The following is a 13,023-nucleotide window of genomic DNA, read 5'->3' on the forward strand; positions in this document are numbered from 1 at the left end:
CAGCGTTCTAAGGTGATCAGTTTTTCAGCCAATTGATTTCACGCGCGGTTTGCTCGCTGATCACGCATTCTTGCAAACTATTAGCCATCCGCATTTGGGTTTCTGATAACGGAATCCTACCCACCATGATTTCTGCTTGGGTTTGCGGATACAGCGGCGTTTGCTCGGGATTGGCAAAACCATCCGGAAAAATAGCACTATTGTCAGCAGCGTATTTATCACTTGCACCCACGGTATGCAAAAACTCGTGAGCAATAACAATATTGTTTTGCTGATCCTGTTCGATAGCAGCAAACGCATGTACTACAGCAACCAAACCTTTATCCAGCCCTAAAGAATGCTGTAAACGTTTGCCTTTGCCGGCTTCATGGTAGAGCACAAACACCCGCACTCGGCGGATGTTGGAGGCCGAATCCGGTGTGTGCTGGTAAACCCAATAACGAAATTGCAGACCCCACCAGATAATTGCAGCATAGCCTGCACTAGGTAATGGTGCTGGTGGCGGCTGTACTGTTAAAACTTGACCTAGTTTAGTGACTGTCGGTCGTTCGCTGATAAGTGAGTAGCGCTGAGCTTGCTGCTGCATAAAATCATCTATTGCAGCAAAAACGCCATCATCCAGCTCATTGATGTAGACATCAACCAGCGGGTTTTGCTGATCGGCATTGATAGGATAAATCACGATTTGTAAAGGCTCAGTCCAGGACCTGGATTTGAGTTTTTGCTGTTGAGCATAAAAAGCCAAACCGACAAATATTACCAACAAACCCATGATACGGATGATTTTGAATACTGTCATACAAACACATTCAACCCCTGGCTTTCATGGCTGCAAGTTCATTGATCGCCGATAGCCTGATGGGCAAACTTATAACTACCTTTGCGTATATTGATAAACGCCAGTTCTGGCAGACTCATCATCAACCCTCGAGTACCCTTAGATAAGGTTATGCCATCATCAATAGGTAGCCTGATCAGTCCCAGCAGACTTTGACCGATACCGGTTAGCGTGTTGAAGGCACCGAACAAGGGGCGCAGCAAAACCCCATCGTCGGTAAAAAACATAAACGCCGCGTCATCAGGGTTGTAGCTATACAGCTCGGCACTGAAGACATTCGATTCCCGAGCATACATCCAAGGTATGAATGCGTGCTGATACTGATTAAGCAGAGCCTGTTGCCGAAACGAGAGCAGCACTTGAGTATCGCTAACGGCATAATGATTTTGTACGCTTTCAAAGGCCACGAAAGGGACAAAGCTGATGTCTGGATCAATGCGACCACCCAAGCGTTGCTCAGTTTCATTCGCTAAAGCCAGATTGATATTGCGAAAAATTTCTGTCGCGCAATTTCGGCTAAACAGATCGTAAGCGTAATCTTCTTCTAATACGGCGGCTTGAAGCGGAATCGTATTTTGCATGGCCTGTAAAGCGACTACTAATTGCGCTTTGGATAAATCGGGAACTATCCAATGCGGTAAGTCTAACGACTTGACCGGCATGAGTTGTTGGCCGTGATAGCGCAAGCTATTGCTAGTCTGACTGGCTTGCCATTCGTGATAACGGTTGGCAGTCAGTTCCAAGTCGACATAGCTAAGATCATTCAACGCTTTACTGGTTATTAAGGTTTGCCAATTCTGGCGCCAGCTCTGTTCGGCCGCCTGGCGTTGTATCCGCATTTCATCGGCTTGACGGCTATAGGTTGCCGTAGAAATGACATCGGCATCGGGGTTGAAGTCATTTAAAAACACCCATAGCCCCGATTGCAGGCTTTGCTCAACCACGATCAAACGGGCCAGGGTAACCAGTAATGCCTGCCCCCAATCCGGCCGCTTTGATGAAAGCAGCGCTTGCGCCGTTTTCAACAGGTGCTGCTGAAATGTTTTTAAAGCCTGTTTCTTGTCGTCATCCAGCTGCCATTGCGGATCAACAAGAACTTGGCAGGCGTCGACGGTTAGCGGCCTGGTTTCTTGCAACACACGCACAGCCAAAAGCCCTGTCAATAAATCGCTATAGTGCTGGGAAAATGAATAATGACTCGGCAAACGACTTTCATCGCTTGTCGGTGCCGGCAACTTCAGGATGGCCTGTTCCAGCGTCAGCGATCGATGCTGTAAAAAATCAGCGCCATATTGTTGGAGTAACTGTTGCTGCAAGACGGCCAAGATAGCGCCAGCGGCAGCATGGGTTCGGCAATTTCCCGCAGGTTTTTTTACATCGGCAAAATCGCTGGCGCTATAAAACAACCCGGCAGCGGGCAGTTGTAAGGCAGGATCGGCAGCAACCGGATGCAGACTGTCAGCTTGATTTAACAGCCATTCCAGCAATAAGCGATCATTTTTCAAAGCTTGCAAACGTTTGAACTGTCTGTCCTGATCCCAGTATTGGCGCTTGAAATGGTCTTGCAGTAAATCCAGGGTTTGCTTGGAGGCCTCAATATCTGCAACGTGTATCGTGCGATTTTGCAGATAACGATAGTCGAACCGAAAGTCTGCGCTATATTCTTTCGCCAAACGGGTCAGGCCGCCAGTATATTGGTAATGATAAACCTCATCATCAAATTGCAGCGCAGTATGGCCGCCGCTGGCCGTGCCTTCGTTGGCTTCGATGTAGAGAAATTTAAATGTGTCAGCGCTGGCGCTGGTAAAACCCAATGCCAGTGCTAACAATCCTGCAGAAAGTCTCAAGTTCAGCGACTAGTTACTATCGTAACCATCCTGGATAGCTTTCATATTATCGGGATTGCCGTTGGCAAAATTCTGTTTAAATGTGTCGTAACCGACACCAGAGATATTGGCTTTTTTTAAGGCTTTACCAATACCTTGGTAAGTATGCGGGTCCGATTCCCAATCACTGATACCGCGTTTTTCTGCGATATCAGCCAAGCCTTTTTGAAAACTGGCGTAGTCGGTTGGGGTGGAGGAAGATTTTAAATAAGCGTAAGTGTAATCAGCTACATCGGACTCGTATTTTTGAGAACTGCCGGATGAGGATATTGACGATGGGGAAGAGGCTATATCAGAGGAACTTTCAGAACTATACGAAAAAGAACAGGCATTTAATACCACTAAAAAACACAAGGGGGCAACGATTTTGGCGCTAGATTTTAAACCAGACATTGGAACTCCTGAGTAACGAAAAGTTGGATTGTAGTTGATGATGCTATAAAAAAATATTTTTCTGGGCGAGAGCCTCCGTAACATGATTACGGCCCTGCCCTCTGCCATTTATTCATTCCATCAGCGCTTGCCAGATTCTATCCACCTGAGTGCGCAATTCACTAAATTCATCATCACTGGCAGTGGCGCTTTCGCCCTGCAATACCTGATGATGACCGTAATCGCGATAACTGCAATAAGCTTTTTTTAGTAGGACAGCATCACTTGCGTTGATAAAACCATGTTCTGCCAGACCATCCAAAAGCCTGACATTGTCGGTGTAAGTCGCTAAACGGAGATTATTGGCGGTTTCGGCTAATACACCAAACTGAACCATAAATTCGATATCGGCAATACCGCCTTTGCTTTGTTTTAAATCGAAGACATTTTTATCCTGGCTATCCAGGTGTTCCCGCATTTTTTCCCGCATTTCCCGCACTTGTTGCTTCAAGTCAACGATATCGCGCGGCATGGCTAAAATACGGCTACGGATAGCTTCGTATTCGGTTTTTAATGACTCATCACCGGTAATGAAACGACCACGGACCAGAGCCTGATGCTCCCAAGTCCAGGCTTGCTCGCGCAGATAATCCTCGTAATGATGAATATGCGTCACCAACAAACCAGAATCGCCATTCGGGCGTAAACGTAAATCGCATTCATACAACACACCGGAGAGCATTTTGGTGTCGAGTATATGTCTAATTTTTTGCGCCAAGCGCAGATAAAACTGACCACTGTTGATAGGTTTATCGCCATCGGTCACGCTGTTACCATCGGCGCAATCGTAGACAAATACCAAATCAAGGTCAGAGGCATAGCCCAATTCGATACCGCCGAATTTACCAAAGGCAATAATGCCAAAACCAGCTGCTTTTGCCGGATCTTTACCGGGCGGACAGCCATGCTTTTCTGTCAACATTAACCAGGCCCGCTCCAGCAACTGTTCCAATATCACTTCGGCAATCCAGGTTAAATAATCACTAACTATCATCACCGGCACCGCGCCCATGATGTCGGCAGCGGCCACTCGCAGGACATTCTGATGCTTGAACTGGCGTAAGCTAATCATTAACTGCTCGCTATCGCTGCTGTCGACTTTATGCAGTTCACGCTGTAAATCCCGGCTTAAGTCGGCTTTTTTCAGTGGCTCAAACAATGCCCGCGGATCCAGCAAGGCGTCGAACAAAATCGGATACAGCGCCAGATATTCACAAATCCAGGGGCTGGCAGCAGCCAAAGTAATCAATTGGTTCAGCGCATCCGGGTTTTCGGCTAATAAGGATAAATACACATTGCGACCTGCCACGGCTTCAAACAAATCCAGAATCCGCAGCAGAGTAACGTCACGGTTTTCCACACTCGGTAAACGCTCGATCAACAGCGGTATCAGCCGGTCTAATACGCTGGCACCTTTGTTGGTCATGCGTTTAACCGGATGAGAAATTTTGAAATCCTGTATGGCGGTGTAAATCGTTTGTGGGTCATCAAAGCCATAATCCACCAAGGCTTCCAGCGACTGGACTTCGTCTGCACCTATCCAAATCAGGCGAGCCACTTGTTTTTGATTGTCCTGTTCGCTGAGCGAAAACACCACGTCGAAGATGGCATGTACGCTTGTGCGCACCAAATCCAGTTCCTGTTTAAAACTATCCCAATCCTCAAAGTCCATTGAATAGGCCAGAATTTGCTGCACCAGTGCTTGCTTGGGCAAGTCGTGCGTTTGTTTGTCCTGATATTGCTGGATATGGTTTTCTACTCGACGCAGAAAGCGGTAGGCAAACTTTAGGGTTGCCACATCGTCCGGCCTCATCAGCTTTAGCTCATCCAACACCTCTAAAATCACCTGAATTTCACGTTGCTGCAAGGCGTGATCCTGGCCGCCACGGATTAATTGGAAAGCCTGGCCGATAAACTCTATCTCACGGATGCCGCCGGGGCCCAACTTGACGTTGTCCATGCGGTCTTTGCGCCTCAACTCCTGCGTAATCTGAAATTTTAAAGAACGCAATTCCTCAAAAGCACCATAATCCAAATAGCGGCGATAGACAAAAGGTTTGATCATCGCTGCAAGTTGCTTGCCGGTGACATAATCGCCCGCTACCTGGCGGGCTTTAATCATGGCATAGCGTTCCCATTCCCTGGCTTGGGTTAAATAATAATTCTCCATACCGTCAAAGGTCATTATTAACGGACCACTATCGCCAAAAGGACGCAAACGTACATCGGTACGAAATACAAAACCGTCTACGGTGATTTCGTCCAGCATTTTTACCAGCGACCGGCAAATACGGGTGAAAAATTCACCATAACTGATTTCTTTTTTCGCGTTCAATACACCATCTTCGGCATAAGCAAAAATCAGGTCGATGTCAGAAGAATAATTCAACTCCCAGGCGCCGAGTTTCCCCATACCCAGCACAACGATATTAAACGCCGAACCATCGCTCAACGTCGGCACGCCCCAGCGCTTACAGGCTTGTTGATAAAAAAAGTCCAACGCGACCTGAATACAGGCTTCTGCCAGCGCAGTCAAATCACTCAGGGTTTCATCCATATCCGACCAACCGGCCAAGTCGCGCCAGGCGATACGGACCATTTCCCGACGGCGAAATAATCGTAATTGCTTAGCCAGGCTAGCTTCGGCATCGACAGGATGGTCTTGTAAAAAGGCAAGATAACTTTCTCGGCGACTAGTGGAAAACAAATCGCCCGACTGAACTAGATCGGTGATTAACGCCGGGTTGCGCAGCCAGCTTTCGCTGATAAATTGACTGCAACAACACACTTTAAATATCGAATTGCTAAATACCTCGTTGGCAAAAATCTCTAAATCGTCCGAACTGAGTTTGTCTTCCAGTTGCGCAGAAAAAGCCTGGGCCTGACTTTGCAAGGCATCCGGTAAATGTACGGAGTGTTTGGCTAGCAAAGTCTGAAGCGTCATAGAGATCATCCGGTTAATAGGTCAGCTGCTAATCATACCTAAACTCAGTCGCTTACCCTACCTACAAGTCAAATCTAAGTTAAAGAGCTTTTCTAGAAACAGATGCTTCGATACTCGCATTGAAACCGATAGCAATATCATCCATAGAAAAGCGCAGCCCCACTTCACGTAATGTGTGCATTTTGATGATAGTCGTTTTCAACACTCTCAGACCATTGATGTGTAAGCTCAATTGAATCTCGGTTGGCAGTTAAATTCATTGTAAACTTAACGCTAGCAGCAATTAATATTCGTTTTTGCTAAGGATTTAGCCAGAACAAACTCTATTATTGAACAATGCTGTCGTGTATTGCCTACCTGTAAGCTTAGTTTTGAGCAATTTTGGGTTCCACGCACGAAAATCATGGGCATTTTTGGGTATAAATCCGATAATAAACCAATCCTTGAAATCCACCATGAAAAACAATCTACACAAATACGCCGAATTCGATCCACCCAGAATTCAGTGCTCGTCGTCGCTTCCGGTATTAATTAAGTTGCTTGACAGGGGGATCAATCGTTCGCCGGTCAATTTAGAAAAAATGATAATTCAGCATCCAATACTGCCCACTCGTTCTAGACCTCGATGATTTGAGTTTTGTAGTACCAATCAATGCAATGACGTAAAACTGTATACTCTACTTAAGTTTAAATTGCTGAGTATCTATGCTTATCACTACTATCATATTTTTATAATTTTAATCTTTGCATACCCCATATCAAGATGACATGAATATATTGGTAACCCTTGCGGGTCTATGCATTTTTTTACAGTTGACAGCCTGTGAGCCACAATATCCCGAGGACAAGCCACTACATTACAGTAGCGCCCCGTTAGAGACTGCCGTACCGATCTATCGCTTTGCAGTTCACCCGCTGCACAATCCACAAAAACTGAGTGAGGCCTATCAGCCTCTGATTGATCATCTCAATAGTCAATTAGAGGGCGTACAACTGGAATTGGAAGCTTCGCGTGATTACCAAGCCTACGAGCAGAAATTCCGCGAACGCAGCCCGGCTTTTTTGCTGCCCAATCCTTGGCATACTCTGCAAGCACAGAAAGTCGGCTATCATGTGATTGCGATGGCGGGTGATGCGGAAGACTTCAAAGGTATCTTTATCGTTCGGCAGGATAGTAAGATCGAGAAGCCTGGCGATCTCAAAGGCAAAGTGGTGAGTTATCCGTCACCCACTGCGCTGGCTGCTGCCATCATGCCGCAATATTTTCTGTACACGCATGGCATCAACATCAATCGTGACATTAAAAATGTCTACGTTGGGTCGCAAGAATCGTCCATTATGAATGTCTATCTGGGTAAATCGGCTGCCGGCGCCACTTGGTTACCACCTTGGCGCTTGTTTCAAAAAGACCACCCGCAAGAAGCCGCACAGCTCAAGCTGATTTGGGAAACCCCACCACTGATTAATAATTCGGTGATGGCGCGGGATGATGTGTCTGAAAGTGTCCGCGAACAAGTCAGGAAATCACTTCTCGACCTGGCTCAGACGCCGGAAGGCGTAGCCATTCTTTTGGGTATGGAGACTACCGGTTTCCACGCAGCTAACGATGCCAGCTATGCTGTAGTATCGGACTACATCACACACTTCGAGAAAAAAGTACGTCCAGTGGAAATTGAGTAATGTTAAGGAGATTGAAAAAGCTACTGTTTGGCAACCTCCGCAAGCAGTTAATCGTAGGCGTGACGCTCACAGTCACTCTAATGATGTCTATATTCGTCTGGGATATGGTCCATCGCCAGGAAGTTAGGGATATTGAACACAATGACCAGCAGTCCATAGCTCTTGCCAGCAGTTTAGCCACCTCTTCGGCTGTATGGGTTCTATCGCGTGATTTTAGTGGCTTGCAAGAAATCGTCCAAGGCGCTTCGCGCTACCCCAATCTGACTTACGTTATGGTGCTTGACCTTACCGGCCAAGTGCTGGCGCACAACAATCCCGACAAGATTGGGCTGTATCTGACCGACCTGCCCGAAAGAATAGACGCGCCAGTTTTGCAACGGACCACGAGTAGGATAGATGTCATCGGCCCCATTGTGCTCGGCCAAAAACAAGTGGGCTGGGTGCGGCTTGGTTTGGACCGCAAACCTTTCATCGCCGAATTAGTCAATATAAAGCAAAGTGGTTTGTTTTATGTACTGATAGCGATCGGCTTGAGTGTATTTTTGGTTGTACTGGCTAGCCGTATTCTGACACGTCGACTGTATGCCATCCAGAAAGTGGCTGATGCAGTGCAGGCCGGGGAATCTCATTTGCGGGTGGAACTGTCCGGTACTGATGAAGCGGCTAAACTGGCCAAACAGTTTAACGTCATGTTGGACAGTTTAAATCAACGGGAACAACAACTCAGATCATTTTATGATTTAAATCTATTGGGTTTGACAATTATCTCGCCCAATAAAGGGTGGCTGCGCATTAATGATTATTTGTGCAACCTGCTGGAGTATTCGGAACAAGAGTTGCGCGGCATGAACTGGGCGCAGTTAACCCATCCAGAAGATTTGGCAGCCGACGCGGAGCAATTCAATCGGCTACTAACGAATGAAATTGACAGCTATAGCATAGAAAAACGCTTCATCAGTCGAACTGGCAAAGTCGTACCCGCAAAATTGGTGGTGGGGTGTGTTCGCAAGCTCAATCATGAGGTGGATTATCTTACTGCTATGGTGGAAGACATTACCGATCGCAAAAAAGCAGAGCGTGAAATTGGCATAGCGGCGACTATCTTTGATTCGCAGCAGTGCATGCTGATTTCGGATGCGAATGAATTGATCTTACGGGTAAATTCGGCTTTTACACGAATCACCGGCTACAGCCAGGAAGAGGTCATAGGCAAGAATCCAAGCCTGCTCAAATCAGGCAAGCACGATGCAAGTTTTTACGCTGCCATGTGGGAATCCATTAATAATCAGGGCATGTGGGAAGGTGAAATATGGAACCGACGCAAAGATGGCGAGGTTTACCCCGAATATCTCAATATTACTGCTGTGAAAGACAACAACGGCTTAGTGACCAATTACGTGGCCACCTTCACCGATATCAGCCAGATTAAAGCGGCAGAAATCGAGATCAGAAATTTGGCGTTTTACGATCCGCTGACCAACCTGCCCAATCGTCGGCTACTTTCAGACCGTCTCAAGCAGGCAATCAGTTCGAGCAATCGTACTGGAAAAGCAGCAGCCTTGCTATTTCTGGATCTGGATAATTTTAAAGTCTTAAATGACAGTTTGGGTCACGCTATAGGAGACCTGTTACTTGAACAGGTTGCAGAGCGACTCAAGGGTTGTGTACGAGAATGCGATACTGTTGCGCGTTTGGGGGGCGATGAGTTCGTTATCATGCTCGAAGAATTAAGCGAGCATGCCATAGAAGCTGCCAAGAAGACTGAGTTTATTGCCAATAAAATCCTGACGACACTGAATAAGCCCTATCAGTTGGCCCAACATCCCTATAACAACACCCCTAGCATCGGCATAGTGGTTTTCAATGGCAAAAAGCCACAGCCGCATGAAGACCTGTTGAAACAAGCCGACATCGCCATGTATCAAGCCAAAAAAGCTGGCCGCAACGGCATCTGCTTTTTTGATCCTAAAATGCAGGAAAATATCACCGCACGCGTCTTGCTAGAGTCTGATTTGCGAAACGCGATTACAGACAAGCAGTTCAGTCTTTATTATCAGATGCAGGTTGATCAATATGGAGAAATTAACGGCGCCGAAGCATTGCTCCGCTGGCAACATCCTAAACGTGGCTTGCTACTGCCCAATGATTTTATTGCACTGGCAGAAGAAACGCGTTTAATCCTACCGATCGGTGAATGGGTGATTGAAACGGCTTGTCGTTTGATCAAAGCATGGCAGGAAAACGAAACAACCAAGCATCTGATTCTTTCCATCAATGTCAGCGCCAAACAATTTCAGCAAGCTGACTTTGTGACCAAAGTTAAGGCTATTGTGCAAACCCATGCTATTCAGCCTAGTCGGCTAAAACTGGAATTGACTGAAAGCATGTTACTCAGCGACGTTGAAGACACCATTACAAAAATGACGGCATTGAATTCCATAGGGATTTGTTTTTCATTGGACGACTTCGGTACCGGCTATTCATCTCTGCAATACCTGAAGCGTTTGCCACTGCATCAACTCAAGATCGACCAATCATTTGTGCGTGATATTGCCATCGACACCAGTGATCAAGCGATTGTACGCACCATCATTGCAATGGCCCAAACTCTAAACCTGACGGTTATTGCCGAGGGCGTGGAAACCCAGGAACAAAGACAGTTTCTGATGGACAATGGCTGCACACACTTTCAAGGCTATCTGTTTGGCAAGCCTATGTCACTTGAGCAGTTCGAAATGCGATTAGGCATAAACGCTGTTGATGATATTGGCCACTGAACGGCAAATTATGCGTTTTAACCGGGCTGCCGGTGGATATTTACAGCTAATTACGGCTGAATTAAGTTTGTTATTTTGGCTTTTAGCCTCATAGACCAGTTTAAAACAACGCCCGTCGCTTTACTTGCGCATGATCCGCTGCCTTTATTTAGCCCACCCAAGCTGATGAGACAACTTGTAGCAGCATTTTTTTAAGATGTTGTAGCAGAGGCGAATTCGCAGTTTATTAGGTAGTATGATGGTATCTAATTTATAAAATGCCGAGGTTGCTTATGCCTAGACTTACGCTTATTGTCAAATCAACGCTGTTTTTTGCAATCTGGCTATTCTTTGCCCCTGTATTACAGGCCGAAACAATAAAAGTCGGTCAACCGGCTCCCCAGTTTCAATTGACAGCACAGGATGGTAGTCAGGTCAGCCTGGCAGATCGTCTGCATAAGGGCTGGACGGTGTTGTATTTTTTTCCTAAGGCGGGTACGCCAGGTTGCACCACGCAAGCTTGCGCTTTCCGCGACGCCATTAATGTCATCCGCCAGCAAAATGCCGAGGTGTATGGCATCAGCACCGATAGCATGAATGATTTGCAAGCGTTTCATGAAAAATACAAACTGTCTTTTAGCTTGTTGTCCGATCCGGATGCCAAAGTCACCGAGGCTTATGCTGTGAAATTTCCGGTGTTTAATTTTGCCAGACGCTGGACATTTATTATCGATCCCAACCTGGTGATTCGCCAGATCGATGACGATGTCGATCCTGCACTGGATGCCGGCCGGGTGGCCAAGAGCTTGATAAAATTGCAGGCGCAGCCCTAGCTTGGATAACTGATTTAATCTCGATTAGCCTAGACTCTTCCCAGGGGATTTTCATGATCAAGCCAACTAAATCAACAGCTGACGATGACTTCAATCACTATTTTTCCACCCCACTGGATCAGCTGCTGGTCGAGAATGCGGCTTTAGATCCACAGCAAAAGCTGCTGGCTTTATTTAAGCGCTGTGCTGAGCAAGTGCCCGCTTATCAGCACTTTCTGCAATTACGGCAAATAAATCCCGCCATGATCAGCTCTTTTCAGACCTTTGCATCCCTGCCGTTGACCGGCAAAGGCGATTATATGCAGGCCTACCCTTTGCCGGAACGTTGTCTTGGCGGCAGTTTGCAGGGTGCAGACAGGGTGGCGGTATCATCGGGCTCAACCGGTCAACCGACTTTTTGGCCACGTTCAGCTGCGTATGAATTGGATGTGGCGGTGCGGTTTGAACAGGTCTTTGTCGACAGTTTTGCCGCAGATCAGCGCAGCACTTTGGCGGTGGTTTGTTTTGCCTTGGGAAATTGGGTAGGCGGCTTGTTTACCACCTCGTGCTGTTGGCATTTGGCGCGTAAGGGTTATCCGTTGATGGTAGCCACCCCGGGTAATAATAAGGCCGAAATTTTTCGGGTAGTCCGAGAACTGTCGCCGCATTATGATCAGGTCGTGCTGTTGGGTTATCCGCCCTTTGTCAAAGATGTGATCGACGCCGGTGCCGCAGAAGGTATCGATTGGGCGGCTTGCCATACCAAACTGGTGTTTGCCGGTGAGGTTTTTAGCGAGGAATGGCGGACTTTGCTTGGGAAACGCATCGGATCGACGGCGATGTGTTTTGATTCGACTTCTTTATATGGCACCGCTGATGGCGGTGTACTGGGTAACGAAACACCGTTGACTATCGCCATTCGCCGTTGGCTGGCTAAGCATCCGGACGCGGCCCGTGAATTATTTTCTGAATCACGTTTGCCGACCTTGGTGCAATACGATCCTTGTAGTCGTTTTTTTGAGGTGCATGACAATACCCTGGTTGTTTCCGCCGAAAATACGGTCCCCTTATTACGCTATCACATCGCCGATAAGGGTGGTGTGCTAAGTTTTGCCGATATGTGGGCCTATCTCAGAAAGCAGGGCTTACAAACCCTGGCAGATTTAGGATTACCCGCAGACTTTCAGCCCCGAAATTTGCCGTTTGTCTATGTATTTGGTCGGGCTGATTTTACCGTGTCTTATTATGGCGCCAATATTTACCCGGAAAATGTCACGGTGGCCTTGGAACAAGCCGATTTTGAGCATCAAATTAGCGGAAAATTCGTCTTGCAAGTCTTGGACACTGAAACGGCTGATAAAGAACTGCATATTGCGGTGGAGTTATTACCCAAAGTTCAGCCGGATGCCGCTTTACCGGCAAAAATTGCCACCGCCATAAAGAATCAGTTATTACGCTTAAATAGCGAGTTCACCCATTACACCCCTGCTGAGCGGCAATTGCCTTCGGTAACTTTATATAGCTTTGCCGATCCGGAATACTTTCCGGTTGGGGTTAAGCATCGCTATACCCGGCGATAAATCCTGCTTGAAATCAGTTAGGAATATGCATGGAATATCATATGCAAGAATCCTGTGTAGGTGCGGATTTATCCGTACAGTGCGAATAAATTCGC

Annotated in this window: 8 protein-coding genes; 4 read left to right on the top strand and 4 right to left on the bottom strand. The window is 46.9% G+C overall.

The features are described from left to right. Window positions 1–16: 16 nt before the first annotated feature. The 4 genes from A1359_RS18865 to glnE all read right to left on the bottom strand — a co-directional run bounded on the left by A1359_RS18865 (window position 17) and on the right by glnE (window position 6,100). The gene (locus A1359_RS18865) at window positions 17–799 is read right to left on the bottom strand and encodes a hypothetical protein (protein ID WP_066987015.1); all 783 of its coding nucleotides are present in this window, start codon (window positions 797–799) and stop codon (window positions 17–19) included. 38 nt (window positions 800–837) lie between these two features. Next, window positions 838–2,685 (bottom strand): hypothetical protein, encoded by a 1,848-nt coding sequence (locus tag A1359_RS18870; RefSeq protein ID WP_157200607.1) that lies wholly within the window; start codon window positions 2,683–2,685, stop codon window positions 838–840. Window positions 2,686–2,694: 9 nt separating this feature from the next. Further along, the gene (locus tag A1359_RS18875; protein ID WP_066987021.1) at window positions 2,695–3,117 is read right to left on the bottom strand and encodes a putative lipoprotein; all 423 of its coding nucleotides are present in this window, start codon (window positions 3,115–3,117) and stop codon (window positions 2,695–2,697) included. Window positions 3,118–3,229: 112 nt separating this feature from the next. Next, window positions 3,230–6,100 carry a bifunctional [glutamate--ammonia ligase]-adenylyl-L-tyrosine phosphorylase/[glutamate--ammonia-ligase] adenylyltransferase gene (glnE, locus tag A1359_RS18880; RefSeq protein ID WP_066987024.1) on the bottom strand — a complete coding sequence of 957 codons (2,871 nt, stop codon included), beginning with the start codon at window positions 6,098–6,100 and terminating at the stop codon, window positions 3,230–3,232. Window positions 6,101–6,868: 768 nt separating this feature from the next. Between glnE and A1359_RS18885 the strand changes: the two genes are divergently transcribed. The 4 genes from A1359_RS18885 (at window position 6,869) to A1359_RS18900 (ending at window position 12,928) form a co-directional block, all read left to right on the top strand. Next, the gene (locus A1359_RS18885) at window positions 6,869–7,780 is read left to right on the top strand and encodes a phosphate/phosphite/phosphonate ABC transporter substrate-binding protein (protein WP_066987027.1); all 912 of its coding nucleotides are present in this window, start codon (window positions 6,869–6,871) and stop codon (window positions 7,778–7,780) included. A gap of 11 nt (window positions 7,781–7,791) precedes the next feature. Further along, window positions 7,792–10,557 (top strand): EAL domain-containing protein, encoded by a 2,766-nt coding sequence (locus A1359_RS18890; protein ID WP_232322377.1) that lies wholly within the window; start codon window positions 7,792–7,794, stop codon window positions 10,555–10,557. A gap of 272 nt (window positions 10,558–10,829) precedes the next feature. Continuing rightward, entirely contained in the window at window positions 10,830–11,369 is a 540-nt protein-coding gene (locus A1359_RS18895; protein ID WP_083960727.1) for a peroxiredoxin, read from the top strand. Window positions 11,370–11,422: 53 nt separating this feature from the next. Further along, complete coding sequence (locus tag A1359_RS18900; RefSeq protein WP_066987032.1) at window positions 11,423–12,928, top strand: phenylacetate--CoA ligase family protein; 1,506 nt, start codon at window positions 11,423–11,425, stop codon at window positions 12,926–12,928. The last annotated feature ends 95 nt before the right edge of the window (window positions 12,929–13,023 follow it).

The sequence above is a fragment of the Methylomonas lenta genome, assembly GCF_001644015.1.
GTDB lineage: Bacteria > Pseudomonadota > Gammaproteobacteria > Methylococcales > Methylomonadaceae > Methylomonas > Methylomonas lenta.